Annotated in this window: 13 protein-coding genes and 1 pseudogene; 7 read left to right on the forward strand and 7 right to left on the reverse strand. The window is 55.7% G+C overall.

Features of this window, described 5'->3' with window-relative positions:
- Positions 1–562: 562 nt before the first annotated feature.
- The gene (locus tag EDF70_RS25035) at positions 563–3,310 is read right to left on the reverse strand and encodes an AAA family ATPase (protein WP_132279369.1); all 2,748 of its coding nucleotides are present in this window, start codon (positions 3,308–3,310) and stop codon (positions 563–565) included.
- A gap of 193 nt (positions 3,311–3,503) precedes the next feature.
- Between EDF70_RS25035 and EDF70_RS25040 the strand changes: the two genes are divergently transcribed.
- A complete protein-coding gene (locus EDF70_RS25040; RefSeq protein ID WP_132279372.1) occupies positions 3,504–4,043 on the forward strand; it encodes a hypothetical protein in 540 nt (179 codons plus the stop codon).
- A 171-nt stretch (positions 4,044–4,214) separates the two neighbouring features.
- Here EDF70_RS25040 and EDF70_RS25045 read toward each other — a convergent pair whose 3' ends face one another.
- The 4 genes and pseudogenes from EDF70_RS25045 to EDF70_RS25065 form a co-directional block, all read right to left on the reverse strand.
- A complete protein-coding gene (locus EDF70_RS25045) occupies positions 4,215–4,475 on the reverse strand; it encodes a hypothetical protein (protein ID WP_132279375.1) in 261 nt (86 codons plus the stop codon).
- A 15-nt stretch (positions 4,476–4,490) separates the two neighbouring features.
- The gene (locus tag EDF70_RS25050) at positions 4,491–5,273 is read right to left on the reverse strand and encodes a thermonuclease family protein (RefSeq protein WP_132279378.1); all 783 of its coding nucleotides are present in this window, start codon (positions 5,271–5,273) and stop codon (positions 4,491–4,493) included.
- Between the two features lie 741 nt (positions 5,274–6,014).
- Positions 6,015–6,299, reverse strand: a complete 285-nt coding sequence (locus EDF70_RS25060; protein WP_132279384.1) for a hypothetical protein — start codon at positions 6,297–6,299, stop codon at positions 6,015–6,017.
- 507 nt (positions 6,300–6,806) lie between these two features.
- Positions 6,807–7,835 (reverse strand): annotated as a pseudogene (locus tag EDF70_RS25065) (IS110 family transposase).
- A gap of 323 nt (positions 7,836–8,158) precedes the next feature.
- Here EDF70_RS25065 and EDF70_RS25070 point away from each other — a divergent pair.
- The 4 genes from EDF70_RS25070 to EDF70_RS25085 are packed head-to-tail and all read left to right on the forward strand — an operon-like array spanning position 8,159 to position 13,164.
- Complete coding sequence (locus EDF70_RS25070; protein WP_132279387.1) at positions 8,159–9,790, forward strand: DNA cytosine methyltransferase; 1,632 nt, start codon at positions 8,159–8,161, stop codon at positions 9,788–9,790.
- Positions 9,791–9,793: 3 nt separating this feature from the next.
- Positions 9,794–11,425, forward strand: a complete 1,632-nt coding sequence (locus tag EDF70_RS25075; protein ID WP_132279390.1) for an AAA family ATPase — start codon at positions 9,794–9,796, stop codon at positions 11,423–11,425.
- A gap of 20 nt (positions 11,426–11,445) precedes the next feature.
- Complete coding sequence (locus tag EDF70_RS25080; RefSeq protein ID WP_132279393.1) at positions 11,446–12,648, forward strand: hypothetical protein; 1,203 nt, start codon at positions 11,446–11,448, stop codon at positions 12,646–12,648.
- A 36-nt stretch (positions 12,649–12,684) separates the two neighbouring features.
- Positions 12,685–13,164, forward strand: a complete 480-nt coding sequence (locus EDF70_RS25085; RefSeq protein WP_132279396.1) for a very short patch repair endonuclease — start codon at positions 12,685–12,687, stop codon at positions 13,162–13,164.
- A 174-nt stretch (positions 13,165–13,338) separates the two neighbouring features.
- On the opposite strand, the gene EDF70_RS25090 is transcribed toward EDF70_RS25085, so the two are convergent.
- The gene (locus EDF70_RS25090; protein WP_132279399.1) at positions 13,339–14,298 is read right to left on the reverse strand and encodes a DUF4268 domain-containing protein; all 960 of its coding nucleotides are present in this window, start codon (positions 14,296–14,298) and stop codon (positions 13,339–13,341) included.
- A gap of 121 nt (positions 14,299–14,419) precedes the next feature.
- A complete protein-coding gene (locus tag EDF70_RS25095; protein ID WP_165932128.1) occupies positions 14,420–15,562 on the reverse strand; it encodes an RHE_PE00001 family protein in 1,143 nt (380 codons plus the stop codon).
- A 181-nt stretch (positions 15,563–15,743) separates the two neighbouring features.
- On the opposite strand from EDF70_RS25095, the gene EDF70_RS25100 reads away from it, so the two are divergent.
- On the forward strand, positions 15,744–16,895 hold the full coding sequence (locus EDF70_RS25100) for a site-specific integrase (protein ID WP_132279405.1): 1,152 nt from the start codon (positions 15,744–15,746) through the stop codon (positions 16,893–16,895).
- A gap of 176 nt (positions 16,896–17,071) precedes the next feature.
- On the forward strand, positions 17,072–17,608 hold the full coding sequence (locus EDF70_RS25105; protein ID WP_132279407.1) for a GNAT family N-acetyltransferase: 537 nt from the start codon (positions 17,072–17,074) through the stop codon (positions 17,606–17,608).
- Positions 17,609–17,773 lie beyond the last annotated feature (165 nt).

Raw genomic sequence — 17,773 nt, forward strand, 5'->3', positions numbered from 1 at the left:
CGAGATATTCCTGATACTCTGTCGAAGCACATCTCGCCGCTCAGCTGGGAACATATCAACCTTACCGGCATCTACACCTGGGATGCTGAACATCAGATGCCCAACGGATTTCGATCGCTCCGCCTGCCCTCCGGGCTACGGCGGGTCGCATAAGTTCTTATTTCGTTCGCCCTTAGCGTACGATTTCGGACTGCTCTTGTTCTGGCCCCTACTTGCTCTGGGAATGGCTGATGGGGCCGTCAGCGGACCGTCTGCTTTGAGGCGCTCAAGAGAGAATAGCAACCGGATGCTGTCACCGCTCATCGCTGGACCGAGTTACTGCCTGGGACTTCTTTGCCGTTTGCTTCCACCCCGACGATACGTGCTCGCTCGCTTATCTGGCGATGGAGCACCTTGACGACAATCCGGTCATAATGACCAGCGGAATCTCCAGGCGTTCTGCCAGCAGTGCCACATCATCCATGACCGGGCCGAGCATTTGCGGCGCCGAAGACTGGCCTTTCTCATGACGCGGACGCTGGGTTACCTATTTGACGGCCAGTACTAAGCGCTATGATCCTCGTCACAGCTTCTGGCTAAGAGATTTGTAGAATTTCCGAGTATCCCCGGGATTCGGGACGAAAGTAAAGCAGTCGCAATACTGGTCGATCGCGTTCATTACGCCGAGCAGCGCCGGCGCCGTGAAGGCCAGAGCCTGGCCCGTTCCCCAGTGACTGGTGAAGTTTCCAACGATCGTCGCCATGTTGGCGTTCAAGCCTGCCTCCTGAGCGGGTTCGAGAATGAGGGATCCCCCCGCCTTGTGGAGTTTCATGGCGGCGTCGATCGCACCGAGGAATTCCCCCGCCAGCTGCTTGTTATCGTTGAAGGCGACGTCCACAGGTACGGGGATGCGCAGCTTGCTGATGAGATCGCTCAGCCGGTATTCGAGATACTGCCGGACCCCCTCTTTGGCGAAGTCAGCTTGTCCGGCCTGCAGCATAGAAATTGTAAGATCACGCACCTTGTTCACCGCGCCGGCTTGCGGCAGCACCGCAAACTGAGGGTTGCCCTCGAGCCGCTGGTGCCACCAGACGCCGGAGCCAGTGTGCTTGTTGAAGAGCTTTTCCAGCATGGTGTCGTGGCTCAGCAGGATCACCTGCAGCCCGTCCGGATTGGCCGGCCGGGCAAAGCTTTTTCGAAGCAATTCCACGAGATAGAGCTGGTGGCCCGCATCAAAGCTGGAGGTCACATCATCGAGCACGATAAACTTGGGCATCCCGCCGTACAATGACGCGGCGGCGAGATAGAGCGCGATGGCAAAGGCATTGCGGTAGCTTTCCGACAACAGCGCTTGGGGCGACAGGTCGGCCAGCCCGTGGAACTCCTGCAAGCGGATCTGAAGATCCTCGCTGTTGGCCCGTTTGACGACCTCTGGCGTGACACCGAAAAACGACATCTCCGCGAAGTTGGCCTTGAATACGGGTTCCACGGCGGCTAGACGGGCCTTGCTGATTGCCGCCTCTGCAACCCCAAAATCGTCCGAGGCCCGGTCCAGAAATATCTTCAAACGCGACACGCGGCCGGCGCGGGTCTTCTCCCGGTCAAGGTCAGTCTGTGCCGCATCGAGTTTGCCGAGGCTCTCTTGCATCCGGCGGGCCGCCTCAACCTTCTTTGTTACCTCAACTGAAGACTGGGGAAGGATCTTCTCCAGCTCACGCTGCTCTTTCTCCAACGCCGTATCCCGGGCGCCCGCGCGCTCGCGCAACGTCCCCAGCCAGATGGCAAGGTCCTTGGCCTGCGCCTCGGTAAGGACCCCCTTTTGTGCCGTATTCGACAGGGCAGCGATCGGGCGCTTGGTGGCATCGGGTTCCAACAGCTTCTCAAGTCCCGTCAGGTCAGCCCAGCCCGCCTCGTTCCATTCCAGTCCCACCGCCTGCGTCTCTTCGTCGAGTGCGGTGAATGCGGAGAGCTTAGTGCCGACGTGACTGTGAAGGTCATGGGCAACTGCACTGTCGCACAGCGGGCATATAACAGCGTTCGCCCACTCAGGCAGATCAAGAGCCTTGGCCCCTGCCTGATAGAGCTGGAGGATGACATCGCCGGCCGTCTTGGCGAGGGCCTCCTCGCGGTTCTTCGCGACATTCGCCAGCTGGTTGGTGCGCTCGGCATCGGGCGCCTGCAAGTTCAGCATGACCAGTTCCTGCCGAAGCCGGACACATTCTCCGAGGCGCTCCCGTTGCGGGCCGCCCTCGGCAGCCTTGACGGCTTCGATACAGGCGTCCACGTCAATCTCACCGAACGTCTTGCCTGCGCAGAGTGCAGTCAGCGGGCCGATCTGCTCCAGTGCCGAGAAACACTTGGCGAGGCCATCGGCGAGTGGCATCGTGCCCCATTCGTCGCCCGCCAGGATCAGGTGGTCGCGTCTCAGGGCATCCGTTGCGTCATTGACGCCTTTCTGCGCGTGGGCTTGGGCTTGTGTACGGGCCTGCGCGCCGAAGTGGTTGTTGAACGCCCGCGTATTTGCCAGTGCCGCAAGGGCTTGGCGCATCCTGCTATAATCTGAGAGCCCCAGCAGACCCGCGAACGTGCGACCCCGCGCCTGGGGTTTGGCCGCGATGAAATTTTGGAAGGTCGGCCCGTCGAGCAGCACGAATTCACGATTGAGGGAATGGAGGATGGCGTTGCCATCCCAATTGCCGGATGCGGATACCGTTCGAGTTCCCGAGCTATCCCTTTTGACCTTGATTTCACAGGGCTGGTTCGTCACCATTTCGCGCAGCGAAAGCTTGATAGTCGCCGTCTGGGCAGGATGGAATCGGTTGAGGTAGTAGTCACCGTCACGATCGCCCGGAGGGAGTTCTTCCAACCACGGCAGCCGCCCGGATATCGCATACCGGATGGCATCATATACGGATGTTTTGCCCACGCCGTTTACGGCGGAGACGCTGTTGACCTTGTCGGACTTGAACTTCAATTCGAGCGCCTTGCCCTCATTGTTTATGCCACGGAAGCCCTCAATGCTCAGACCTTCCAGAAACCAGCCAGTGGGGCCGGCAACGGGCGAAACTGCCGCAGCTGCGGTTGCGCCAGTTGCCGCAGGCGTGGTCGCAGTGGTTTGCTGTGCTGCAGCGGCTTCTGTATCAAGGATCGCTTGGAACATAGCATTCCAAACGGTCGAGGACGTATAGGTTTCATCGCGGAGGACGGGGTAGAAGGTCGCGAGCTGTGCGCTCAGGGCCGCGTCATGTAACCCGAGATGCATTTTGAACTTGGTTAGGTTGCTCTCCAGATCAGCGTTTTCATCGAAGCCAAAGGCCGCCATAACCGCCATTCTCCCCTCCCCCGTTGTTTCATTGAACAATTAGCGGAGAAGGCGCATCTCGTGCAACAGCAACCTTAAATAGATTAGTGAAGCTCGATGGTATTTGGGTAACACTTTACCGCTCGCAGCAGCACCGCCACTGGGTGGTTAGCGACATTGGAATGTGCGACATATTCAGGAGCGTTGGGATAGGGGGAAGAGAATGGCGATTGCGTGCCTAGGTTGGGGATCGTTGATTTGGGATCCACGAGAGCTTCCTATCCGCCGAAAGTGGTTTGACGATGGGCCGCTGCTGAGGGTGGAATTCACGCGCCAGTCGAACAACGGACGCATAACTCTTGTGCTGGAGCCGACAGCACCAGAGGTGCGATCGTTCTGGGCCATTATGGACACGGACGATTTGGCGCTCGCGAAACGGCATCTGATGGAGCGCGAGGGGACGAAGAACGACGACTGGGTGGCGACCTGGTCGCAGGGCGGGACCGCGCCGGAGGCGCTGCCGGGCCTACCGGGCTGGGCCTCCGCGCATGGCGTGGAAGGCGTGGTTTGGACTACATTGCCCCCGAAGTTCGACGGACACTCGGTAGCCCCGACCATTGAGCAGGTCGTCTCCTACTTACAGGGACTCGAAGGTGCAAAGAAAGACGAGGCAGAACGCTATATCCGCCATGCGCCCCGGCAGATCGACACCCCGTACAGGCGGAGGATCGAAGCCAACCTTGGGTGGACGGCCCTGCCATAGAGCACTGCATGCACCATGATGTCCCCAATTTGCGCCCGGGGAAGTGATGAAGCGGGATGACTGCTTCCGGGCGAAGGCAAGGAGAGTCCCTGTGGCCGAAATGGAAGCGCGAAGCAGCCGGCACGCGCACTTCGTTCCGATGTTTCTTTGAACTGCACACGTTCTAAGAAATCAGATCAGTTGATCTGATGAGGTTCGAACATACGCACCCACAATTCCATCTTCGACGCCTATGTCTAACTGTCGGATTTGCCTTGTCAAAACCTTTAACAAGACGGCAGTGCGGCACTCAAGAAAGCTGACAAATGCACCGCACAGGATGATTTGAGCCCGACTGATGTAACTAGCCAGGATCAGACAACGGCGCTCCGGGTATCGGATTTCGTAGATTGTGTTCGCCGCGGCTTCCAGTGACTGGACGATATCGGACATCTGCCCCTCCCGCAGTCAGCTGCACCAGGGCCGTGGCATTTTAGGGCATTGTGTACGCTCACATTGAAACGACACGGCCAGGCCTTCCGCGATAAGGGTCTGGGCAACGTCCTTCCCGTCTACGCGTAAGATTCCACAGCTTCGGCCGAAGTTACATTTGCTGGTCCCCTCGGTTCCTAGCGCGCACGCACAGGCAACTTTGGTCACGGTACTCGTCCCAGAGACAACAAGTTGCCTAAGCCTATCGCTTGCGCGGTTTCCGAGTTCAGCCTCACGCGCGCACATCGGTTCGAACTTCTCCGGCGTATTGAAACCCACCAGACGAACGGGGGTGCCGTCAGCCATTCTGATCGTGTCGCCATCCGTGACAGTGAATCCCTGCGAACGAAACGATGATGGCGAAGGGGCATTCACCTCAGTGATTACCGCCGACGGGGTGCCACCACCTGTGAACAGTTGAGCCACGCCCATGATAATGAACATCATCAAGATGGCGGCCCATTTCATCTCTCTATATCGCCAGCGCCTGCTCGGGGCGCGCCAAGTGTTAAATCGGGGCTGCCTGGGCTTCCATCGATCACCAGGCTGAGGGAGCTCGACGACGGACGTGCCTTCGAGTTTGGTGAGCTTGCGCAACATGGACAGCTGTTTGTCGGAAAGCTTGGTCTTCGTCCCGTCGCGATCGATCTTCGCTCGGATGTCGGTAAGGAATTGCCGCTGCCACGCCGTTGGGCTGCCATCGCGTAGCACGTCGTCAATCCGACTGCGAAAATACGTGATCTCGATATCGGTCAGCATGTGTCCCCCATCGTGAAGATGGTAGTGCCCCAACGTTAATAATTGCGCAGTTTAAACATATGCAATTTTATAGGGCAGATCGGGGTCCAGTGCTTTGGCTGCGACTTTCCAGTTTTGGTGAGGCGTTGACACAGTCCGCTTGGCGGATTACCGATAACATATGGAGACGTTCTCGCGTCTTTTACGGACCAAAAGGTTCGTACGGTCTGCGGCCTACCGCAGACACCATGATCCGGCATGCGAAACCACGAATATCGGGTATCGCGCGAGCAGAAGCTTCCAGCCGGGGAGTGTTCCTTTTGGACGCCGCGCATTCGCTTCTCACGAAGAAGTCGAATGGAGCCCGCATTATGGGAAAACTATCGAGAATCCGTACACAGAAAATGATCGAGCAGAATGGCCTGTGCTATTATTGCGGCCTCCAAATGTGGGATGGCAGCACACACCAATACTCAAGCCGTTCCAAGACGAACCTGCGGTTATCGTCGCATCTGCGCTGCACCGCGGAACACCTCTGCGCTCGATCTGATGGAGGCGGCGATACGTCGGACAACATTGTGGCCGCATGCTGGTTTTGCAACAGTGCTCGACACAAGGCGAAAAAGCCCCTCACCCCTCTAGCTTACCGCTATTATGTCCAAAGGCGCATGGAAGCAGGGAGATGGCTTGCATCGTTCATGGTGTCGGTGGAGTCTTTCCATCCTTCGCGATGACAACTATTAAGCCGCCCTCAAACCCCAGTCAGCAATCCATAAGTGGCAGCGCCTCAGAAATGAATATTCGAGACGCTGCCACATGGAGCGTTTGCCGACCGAACTTTTTCTTTCTCGCTGGCTGAATGACCGGCGTAGAGGCGCCTGCCCAAGCAAGGCGGTTCATGAAGGCGCTACAAGCTTCCATGGGGCCAACCAGGAAGATAGTACTCTGCAGTTGACCGTTGATACGTGTGCGGGCCGCCTTGATGTCTGCCTCAGTCGCGCCGAGTAATAGAGCCTTCGACAGGTTTTTGTCTGCGTCGGCCTTCATGCTCGCAACAGACCCGGAACCACCGAATGATGGGCGGTTCTTGCTCCTTCAGCACCCCAATAATCTGCTCTTCCGTAAATCTCTGCTTCTTTATAAGTCCGTCCTCGATGGGCCGGACTCTAATCCAATCTGGAGGAAATTCTCAGTGGCAGGTCAGCAGGTCACCCGCTGAAAACTCGCAGGGGACGGTTGAAACATGGGTCAATTCTCAATGGAAATATGGGGCTGCGCCGGGTCATGTATGGATGCCCCCGTTCATGCAAGCAGTTCTTCGAGCGATTTCGAACGTGTGATCGGGTGCGGTCATGTATCAGGCCTATTGTGCGGCTCGAATACAGCCGCTGGCCGGTATGGAGCTACGCGGACCTGGTGCAAAATCAGCTCTACGAGCTCGTGGCTCACTGACCCGGATGCATTCCCAAACCCACTCTCACCGATCTTTGTCCTTACCGTTCGCTGACCTCCTCACACGCCGACGATCCGTCCTGACCTTAGTTCAGCACTCGCCTACACTGCGGGCAGAACGGAATCCTTGTAATCTTCGTTCTTGGTCATCATTGCCCAGATGGATCGAGCCATTTTATTGGCGAGGGCGATCGCGACGAGCATGCGAGGTTTGCGCGCCAGCATTCGTGCCAGCCACGAGCTCTCGGGTGGAGCTTTCCGGCACGCCCATCGAATGACGGTCATCGCGCCAATGATAAGAAGCCGGCGGATGTCGCGTTGTCCCATCTTCGATGTTCGGCCGAGAACCTGCTTTCCCCCGCTCGAATGCTGCTTTGGCACCAAGCCGAGCCGGGCCGCAAAATCTCGCCCCCTGCGGAAGGTAGTCATCGTGGGCGCGAAGGCCTCAGCTGCCATGGCAGTAATCGGTCCCATGCCGGGCATGGACATGAGGCGAGCGGTACTCTATGAACGCTTCGCTTCCGATCTCAGCGCCTTTTCCAGCGATGCAATCCGAGAGGACAGCGCGTCGATTTGATCCAGATACAGTCGGCCGGTCTCTACAACGATAAGTTCGAGGCCAGCCTCGTGATCTTCAATAATCTTCGCCAGCAGTGCCAGATTTGCAATGCCTTGAGGTGCAATGATACCATGCTCGGCCAGATGTGCTCTAAGAGCATTGATAAGCTGCGTTCGCTGACGCACAAAGAGGTCTCGCGTTCGGAATAGCATGGAGCAGGCCTGCTGGGATTCCGACTTCGGAACGACGAACCGCATCGACGGCCGGGTCGCTGCTTCAACGATTGCTTCTGCGTCCGCCGCATCATTCTTCTGCCGTTTGACAAAAGGCTTCACGTAAGCCGGCGGGATCAAGCGAACATCATGGCCAAGTTTGCCGATCTCACGCGCCCAGTAATGCGCTGTGGCACAGGCTTCCATCGCGACAGTGCATTTGGGCAGTTCAGCAAAGAAGGTGACCAATTGGCCGCGCGACAGTTTCCTGCGCAAGACCACTCTTCCATCGCTTGCCGCGGCATGAACCTGAAATACCCGCTTTGCAAGGTCCAGGCAAACGATGCTAACTTCCTTCATGGATGCTCTCTCCTCTAAGTGACGTTCTCGCGGATATCACTCTGGCACATTGCGATGCCGTCGGGAGGGGGCATCCACTCCATCAGCTCTCAGTGGGAATCAACACACTCTGTCAATGCAGAGCCGCGGCTCCACTTCCAATTTGCCGGACATCGACTTTCAGACAGCCCTCAAGATAAGAAGGCTTGCCTGCAACGAACAGTGCGAAAAGCCCTTCCCAGACAGACACCTGGGGACACTAGCATATTTTTAATTGATTGGCGGCGAAAAGCAAGGCAAGAACAAACCGTGATTCACGAGATTTGAAAAGCGTAGAGGTACATATGGCCAAGCTCCGGGTGTTAGACCTATTTTGCGGCTGTGGAGGCCTCTCGTTCGGGATATCCGATGCGCGCTACCAGGACCTTGAGTTCGAGGTCGTCGCAGGCCTCGATTTCAATCGAAGCAGTATTGAGACTTTCAAACTCAATCATCCGAATGCAAAAACTTACTGCGTGGACATCCGCAAAGCAAACATCGACGAAATCATCGCTGAGATCGGTCATATAGACGTTGTCGTCGGGGGGCCAAGCTGCCAGGGCTTTAGCACCCATGGAAAAAGATTGGCTGACGATCCACGCAATTTTCTGTATAAATCATACCTTGAATTTATCGCGAAGATTAAGCCGACTTGGTCCCTGATGGAGAACGTCACAGGATTGCTACGCTATGGCGGCGGGCGGTTCCGTGATGAAATCATCAAGGACTTGTCGTCGATGGGGTACAAAGTTTCCTTCGCTCAACTGCAGGCCGCTGACTATGGCGTTCCGCAAGTGCGTAAACGAATTTTCTTTGTCGCCAACAAAATCGGCGTTCCTTTTGAGTTTCCTGCTCCCAGTCATTTTCCACCAGACGTGGTCGCGAATGACCACACAGGAAAGATGCTGGCCTATACCAGTCTCACCGATGCGATCGGTGATTTGCCCATGATTGGAATTGGCGTTACGGCTGACCATTCTCCAAAACACTACGCGCTACCGCCAGTGACACCGTTTCAGCAATGGTCACGACGGTCCGCGGGAGCTCTATCGCTTCACTTCGGTGCGCCGCCGCCACGAGAAAACCTTGAACGTATTCGTCATATTCCCAGCGGAGGGGATTGGCTCGATATTCCCGCAGATCTTCTTCCGTCACGATTTGCAAAAATTCTCCGGAAAGATTGCACTACGCTCTATTATCGACTGCGATGGGACCGTCCGGGGTACACTATCACCACCGTATACCGGAACGTATCCTCCGGCGCGTTCACGCACCCTGACGAGGACCGGGCCTTGACGCATCGTGAAGCGGCGAGGATCCAGTCATTTCCTGATCACTTTCAGTTCCACCCTAGCGGCATCGCTTCGCAGATCGGCAACGCTGTCCCGCCACTTCTAGCGAGAGTCCTCGGGATTTCAATGTTGGCGCATGTGGACATGTCGCGCAAACAATTGCGTATGGAATTGGAAGATATTGAACCCGTTGTGAGTGCCGCGGTGCGTGAGAACGCGCTGTCATCAACAGCTAAAGAGAGCATCAAGTCCCTTAAAAACTCGATTAATACCCTACAAAGCGCTCACGACAACAAAATGCCATGGAAACGCGGCAAGATTGCGCATGGCTCTCAATTTAACTTAGCTCGTACCGAGCGTCTATGGGACCATCTGCTAGCAGATTGCGCTGGCTTGAACGAAACGCAGTTAAAGCAGGCTATTTTCGATTGCTCGCGGCTAGCTATGTGGGCCGGAAATGATGGAGCCGATGTAAGCGGTCGTTATGTACGCACGAGTTCGGCTTTGGACAAAATACCTCAAAGAAGACGCCCGAACAATTGGACTGCTCACCATTTCGCCACGGTTAGGTACGCCATCGATCCGGACACAGGCTCAACAGATGTAAACCGGCCTCTCTTTTTAAGCCATAAGAAGAAGGCTTAAACAATGTCGTTTCCGACCCTAGAGGCTATCGCTGCGGGCATCCATCACTTGATCGCTGCCGAAGTCAGCCCAAGTGCGCCCACGTTTCTCGCTATGAAGATTTCGGGAATTGATGACAAAAGCCACAAGGCATTTGGCAGCTCTGATCATATGCGCGGTGCATTTTTCAACCGATTTCTTTCGCTCCCGAACGACGAGTACATAAACCCTTTTACTGGAACACGCCATAATCGCAGTTACCCTCACGGCTCACAGTACACCCCGGCCCGCGAGATCCGGAAGCCAAGGTGGCGCAATGCTTTGCTATGGAGAGCGGAAGCCAAGCGCGGTGAGAAAGACGTAGGATTGCGATTTGCACCAGACTACGTTGATACCCTAGGAAAAACGGACGGCCTTCTTGAAAAAGGTCGAAAAATTCCGTTTTGGCCTCTTGCTGCGATATGCGCTGCCAGGTCACCGGACAAAGAAAGCGGATCTACCGGAAAAGAAATTCTAGAATTTTGGGCTAAAGAATTTCATTTGACGAAAGAAGAGAGAAAAGTTCTTTTCGACATGGAACTAGATTCCGACTTTACTTTGCAAGCTGAATGCCCCGCGCAATCAGAAATAGACAAGCTGTTGATAAAAATATTTCATTCATCTGACAGGAAAGACGACAGCCTTTCCTCCATACCAAGCAATATAAAGCTGGTGTCTACGGCAGATGATATACAAATGCCGCTAAATCTAATAATATATGGTCCACCGGGCACGGGAAAAACGCGAGAACTGATCCAAGATATATTCCCCCTTTTCAGAGATGCCGACGGTTCCGAGCGGTTTGTTTTCACAACTTTTCATCCGTCATATTACTACGAAGATTTCATCGAGGGATTGAAGCCGAGTACTGAGCCCTTAGAAGAAGGATCTGCTCAATACGATATCGTGGATGGCGTTTTTAAAGCCATCGCGCTCCGAGCAGAGGCCGATCCTGAAGTTCCTTACGCAATAATTATTGACGAGATAAATCGCGGCAAAATCGATGCGCTTTTTGGCGATGTAATCTCACTATTGGAAATCGACAAACGCGGGACATTGTCGACGACACTGCCCTATTCGAAGATTAAATTTTCAGTCCCTCCGAATCTTTATATAATTGGAGCGATGAATACGGCTGATAAATCAATTTCAGCACTTGATATCGCACTACGAAGGAGATTCGAGTTTCGAGAATTAGCACCGTCAAGTGCTGCGCTGTTGCAGATGTTAAAAGCCAAGGGAATAGTCGATGGTTCAGTCGACGGTGTCGACTTACCGAAAATGCTTGATGCAATAAACTCACGGTTAAGGCGACGGACAGACGAGGGCAAGCTCATTGGACACGGATGGTTTGCAGGCGTTGCGTCAATCGACGATCTAAAGCGTTGCTTCAGCAGAAAAATATTCCCGTTGCTTCAAGAGTATTTTTACGACGACAAATCGGAAATAGAGTTGGTGCTAAAGGACAATGCCATCAAACCATCTGGATTTTTCACGGTTGCGGTCGACAGTGATGGAACGGGTGAGCAGCACCTGCTGAGCAGTTCGGAGTTGTGGACAGCTGAAATGTTCAAGAACATTTATGCGGGGAGCGTAAAATCGAGCGGCGAGTTATAACGGTCAATGAATATGATTTCTTGCCTTTGGGACACGGTAATGATGACCTGCCGCCGCGCTATCTGAATACCTTATCTAAACTTTCAGAGAAGCTACACAATGCCAGTTTCTTTGAAATGGCGTTTCATCGGGGTCATGTCGGAGTCAAGTTCAAGCAGTTCGCAGGTCTTGTCCACGTTGCCAGAAACCTAAGCATTGAGATCCTTCCAAAGCTAGATTCACAAAAATCAGGCAATGATGTTCTAGCACACATGGTTTCGTATACCGCTCGAACGCCATCCGTTCTGGGCGCTATCGGGCAAGTCTCACGCTTCGACTCCATGGAAGAGACGCTTATAGGCATGACCGTTGCGGAGATACTGAAGCAATTAAGTCAAGGCTTGCACCGTGATTTTCATACCGTAAAGGCTGACCTTCCGTCGCTACGTGGACAGGTGCACCATGCTGGCCAAGTTGCTCGATACGGCTCACGCCGAGATCGCTTCGTACAGCAAGTGCTGTCCCCATCTTTTGATACTCCCATTAACCGTACAATCTTAGCGGGACTTCGGGAAATGATGAAGATCGTGTCATCTCAGCGGTTGAAGGCTAAAATTAGAAGCGGCCTAGAAACCCTGAAGGATGCTGAGGTCGGCATTTTCATGCCATCAGATAGATTGGTGGTGTTCAATCGACTCACGCAACGCTGGCAGCACGGCTACCAGCTATCCCTCCAATGGCTCGATCATATAAGGCCTGGGTTACGTATCGGAGTAGATGCACTCGGACCAACTATGCTGTTTGATATGAACAAGCTATTCGAGAGCTATGTGGGTCAATGTTTGCGTAATTCTCTCGGGGATATTGTTCACGAGCAACAGTCAGAACATTATCTGTTTTCCAATGCAGATGGTCGCTCAGTCGGACTTTTGCGTCCCGACTTTCTAATCGACGGAAATTTCAACCGCGCAGTTGTGGAGACTAAGTGGAAAGTCGCGCCTAGCGAGACAGCTTCGTTCTATCAGCCAGGTGACCTTCGCCAGGTCTTTGCGTACGCAAAGGTTCTGGGTGTCTCTAATGTTTTTCTTGTGTATCCAACTATGTCTGATGATGTTCTGGCCGAGATATTTACAAGCAACACAGATCCATCTATTAATTTAACCTCATTAACCTTACCTATAATACCCAGCGGCAATGATGGACGAGAGAAGTTCATTGCAGCATTAATATCGAGTATCGCTTAGCAAAATTTCGTCATCATCCTGATCTATCGATTAGTCATGGATCATGGAACGCCTACAAACGTCAGAAGTCATATGGCCGCCGTTCCCAAGCGGAGCACTTCTATTGAGTTACTGGTGCGCAAACCACTCCATAGGCGAGGTCTGCGATACCGATTAAATGTCAAAAATCTACCTGGCTCTCCAGATATCGTGCTTCCGCGGTTTAAAGCGGCTATATTTGTACATGGGTGTTACTGGCACGGACATGATTGCGGGACATACCGCCGTCCGAAATCAAACCAATCTTTTTGGGATGCGAAATTTGCGAGAAATCGCGAACGTGATCAAGCTGCGGTGCTAGCACTTGAACGGCTCGGTTGGCGAGTTAAGACTGTGTGGGGTTGTGAGTTGTCGTTACCGACGAACCCGAATTATGACCGCTTCATTGCAGCGCTTTTCGAGTGGGTTACTTGCAACGATGCCCGAATGGACTCTTCTTACGAGCAATCACCAGGCAGCGCTCGCGCCGGACAGTGAATAGCCCCTAGAACTGCAGACACCTTGCAATCACAGTCAGGAGAATTTGCTTAGGATCACCCGGCCCGCTCCATGTGGCGCTTCTAGCTTCCGGCATTCTAGCGATCGATGCGCTTTCGCGGATTGTCAAACCTGCCGTAGAGGCTTGGCTGACCTCTGTCGGCGCTTGACGTTTTAGCCTTCGACGCTCGTCTCACCCAGCCGCTGGCGAACCTGCTTGATAGGTTCTTTGAAAGCAGCATATAGGCGGTTCATCGCGTCCACCAACCGGCTTTGAATGCCTTCCCATTCGCTTTCGTCGGACTTATAGCCACCCGGCACGACCGACTTAATGCGGGTTGCGCGGGTTGTACCATTATCCAGCGGTTCCCAGATCAGCGGGCCGCCAAAGGCCCCCTCAATCTCTGCCTTTCGCTCTTGGAGCATGTAGAAGATCCGCTTGCTTTCATCGCCAGACGGCAAACCGCGGTCGATATATAGCTCGGCCGAGCATTCCTTCTGCGTCACGGAATAATTGAAGGCGAGGCCGCGGAAGCCGGATGATGTGCCGATCCACGAATATGTTTTCGGAGAGAGGTGCGCATGAAGCTTGGCATCGGGCCTTTTGATGAGGAGCGTCCACCAATGCAGGCGGATGTCGTACCGTTCGGAAAATTCCTTATTCGTTCGCGCGACCACCGACTTGTCCTCAGCAGGGGCCACGATGACGGTGAGCAACGGCGCTGGAGCGGAATCCCCGATTTTCAGCGCTTGAACTTTCACCAGATAAAAGGTGCCGCTGCTGTTCTCGTTCAGCCACGCAATCGCGGCAACATGCTCCGGTCGGGGTTCTGACACGATCCAGATGGCAGTTCGGGCGCCCATCGACGTGAGGTAGGTGATGAGCTTGCCGAGGTGATCGTGGTTGCTCTTTTCCAGCTGGTTTTCGATGATGACCTTGTTGCCATTCTCATCTTCTGCAACCAGATCGATGCTGAACGGGCCAGCCGCCTGTTCTCGCTCGATGTTCATCAGGTTGAGCCCGAGGGCGTCATTCACGACCTCGATGTTATCTTGGAGCCATTGCGTAAAATCATACGCTTCGTGTTTCCAGACTTCGCGAAGCGGAACCTGTACAAGTCTGCCTATTGTCACTTAATGCCCTACCCCGAATCTTTCGCTGTGCCCTTATACCATTTGTTCCAGTTGACGCCTTATCGAGCCTCTACTGGATTAGGGACGATACCCGATGGAGTCGTTACAGAAGTGATCGAGGCTAGATCACTCCCCACGCGCGAAACCTCCCCCTCCCGGTCATCTCCCGCAAGCCGAGTTCCAAAACGATCCGCCGCGCCGCCTGCGGCGTAACCTCGAGCGTCTTCGCCACCATTTTTGCCGACACCAACGGTTTGGCCATAACAAGCTCGACCAGTTCCGGCAGCTTTGAGGATGTTCGGCGCCCTTCCAGTTTTCGGTCCATCATCGTCTTCGCCAACACAAGCCGGTCATGTTCTTTCATGCCGATCTCGGCGGCCGCCAAAAGCCCGTGGGCGATGGCAAGCAGCCGCGTTTCGCGGTCGCGATGCCGGCGCCGATCGACGGGAATGGTTTTGAGGCCGAGATTGATGGCAACGAGATGCGCGCCGGTGGTGATGCCGGCCTGGCGCAGAATAGACGATGCAAAGAGCCGGCCGAGCCAGGGCGCGTGCTGCAGCACCGACAGTTCGTTCCAGGCATCGAGCGCGACGATGGCCTGCAGTATCGCCGGCAGATTTTCGGCCTGGCGCAGCACACCGCGCCACTCGTCGAGCCGGGCATCTTCGTCCCAGTCGAGATCGTAGATCATCGGGTCTTTGTCTTGAACGCTGCCACGGCCGGGTCGCTTGGCGCTCTCGATCGCGGCCTCCGATCGGGCGAGCACCGCATCGATGGCGGCGAAATCGACGCCCGGCAGATTTTCTGCCTCGTCACCATCCTCCCCCTCCCCTCCCGGATTTTTTGCCGCGGCCGCGGGCCGCATGACGTCGGCAAGCTCCGACGCCTCGGCGCCGTCCGACGTAATGTCCGATGTCTGTCGCAAAGACCGAATACCGTCGGCGGACAAAGCCCAGTCCGGCCCCTGCCCAGAAATCCGTCGGCGGGTGCGAAGCACGTCGCGGGCAATGGTGAGTTCGTGGGTTGGTGTGCGGGTGTCGCGAAAGGCATCGTGGAGCACCAGGTCTTCGAGATTGACGAGCTCGCCGTCGATCCACAGCGAGGCGCAGGCGTCGGCGAAATTTTGCCGCTCGCGAAAGCCGGCGCCGACCGCTGAGCGAGCAATGCGCTCGTCGAGACGAGTGAGCGCCATGCCCGCGTCAAAAGCGGGCCGAACCAAGTTTGAAATGGGCAATTTCGCGAGATCGTAAGCCATTGATATCATGGTAAACGATCCTTTAAAAGAACTCTATATCAATATTGCCGTTCGCCACATGGTATGATCGCCAGATGGTGTCCTGACCATCGATAAGTACCTCTTATCGAATGTGATTGATTTCAAGCCGAAAATCGGAAAGAATCCGGTAAATCCCTTGGCCGCTCGGCCGTCGATCCGGAGGTTTTCTATGGCCATGCCGCCCCGTTCAAAGACCGCCGTCGATCGCCGGGCCGACGAGCTCGACACCATCGCCAGCGTGCTGCCGATCGACCGCCGCGACGAACTGGCTGAATTGCTCACCGACCAGGACATCGAAACGCTGCGCCACCTGGTCAACGAAGGCATGGGCGAAAACACCCTGCGCGCGCTCACCTCCGACCTTGCCTATCTGCAAGCCTGGTCGCTGGCCGCAACCGGTGCCTCCCTCCCCTGGCCGGCACCCGAAGCCTTGGCTCTGAAATTCGTCGCCCACCATCTCTGGCAGCCTGATCAGCGCGACATCGACCCCCAACACGGAATGCCGGCTGATGTCGAGCAGAGCCTGCGCGAACAACGGTTTCTCAGATCGCTAGGGCCGCATGCGCCCGATACGGTGCGCCGGCGGCTTGCCAGTTGGTCGACGCTAACCAAATGGCGCGGGCTGACCGGCGTCTTCTCCTCCCCTTCGCTGAAGTCCGCGATACGCCTCGCCGTTCGGGCGACGCCGCGGCCAAGGAAACGCAAGAGCGCGAAGGCCGTCACCGGCGACGTGCTGGCAAAGCTGCTCGCGACCTGCAGCACCGACAGCCTTCGTGACATCCGCGACCGGGCAATCCTGATGGTGGCTTTTGCCTCGGGCGGTCGTCGTCGAAGTGAGATTGCCGGTCTGCGCAGAGAGCAGCTCACCGTCGAGCCACCCATCACCGTCGAGGGTGCCCCTCCCCTCCCCTCTCTCGCTATCCATCTCGGTCGCACCAAGACGTCCGGTGCGGAAAGCGATGAGGTCGTTTATCTGACCGGCCGGCCGGTGGAGGCGCTCAACGCCTGGCTTTCGGCTGCGAGGATTGAAGGCGGGAGTATTTTTCGGAAGATCGATCGATGGGGCAATGTTTCGAAGCGGGCACTGGAGCCGAGTGCGGTCAACCAGATCGTGAAGCAGCGGGCGGCGCTGGCAGGGTTAGATGCGGGGGAATTTTCGGCGCACGGGCTGCGGTCGGGTTATCTCACAGAGGCCGCCAATCGTGGCGTTCCTTTGCCAGAAGCCATGGAGCAGTCGCGACACAAATCGGTCCAGCAGGCCTCCACTTATTACAACAACGCAACCAGACGGACAGGACGGGCCGCAAGGCTTATTCAGTAGTTTTCGCTCACTTTCCCTAAGTTTCGCGACAGATCGGAACGTCAAAAATGGGGTGGCTAGCCGACCGCTATCAGATTGCGGTATGAGAAAGTGGACGACAGTCTTCTTCAAAGGCCAGTGCCCCAGGTTGCATTTGAGACTGTCGGCGGCAGTGTTGCTGCCCAGAGGAGCGGGACATGGATATCACCAAGGTAAGGATCAGGCCGATCACCGAAGCGGACGCCGAGGGCTTTCGCCAGGCCGTGGGCACGGTGGCGCGCGAGCGCATCTATATCCGCTTGACCGACGCCCCAAGCGCCGAGGGCACCTTGGCCTTCGTACGCAGCAATATTGAGCACGGCAACCCCCAATTTGTTGCCGAACACGATGGCGGCATCGTCGGCTGGTGCGACATCGTTCGTCCAAGCTTCGAGGCTGAACGCCATTGCGGGTCACTGGGCATGGGCATCATACCGGGGTGGCGCGAGCACGGCATTGGCCGTCGCCTCATCCACGCGACGTTGGAGGCGGCCGACGCCGCGGAATTCCTAAGGGTCGAGTTGACGGTGAACGCCCATAACGAACGCGCCATTAGATTGTATAGGAGGGTGGGCTTTGTCGAAGAGGGCCGCAAACAGAAAGCCCGGTTTCTGGAAGGTGAATTTCGGGACGTCCTGGTGATGGGACGCCTTTTAGAGCCTCGTTCTTTGTCTAGTAGGTTGGAAGGTAGCTAAATCGTCCAGTCCATCGTCACCCGGGAAAATCTCGGGTCCATACCGGCAAGGTTGACGCAAACAAGTGTCTCATCGGCTGGCCGGCTTTACGCCCCCATTCGGCCGATCAATAGAAGCCTCCGCGACTTCTCGCGGGCTGCCGGCCCACTTAGGTCGCCGCCGTAG

Source organism: Neorhizobium sp. JUb45 (genome assembly GCF_004343585.1).
Taxonomy (GTDB): Bacteria; Pseudomonadota; Alphaproteobacteria; order Rhizobiales; family Rhizobiaceae; genus Neorhizobium.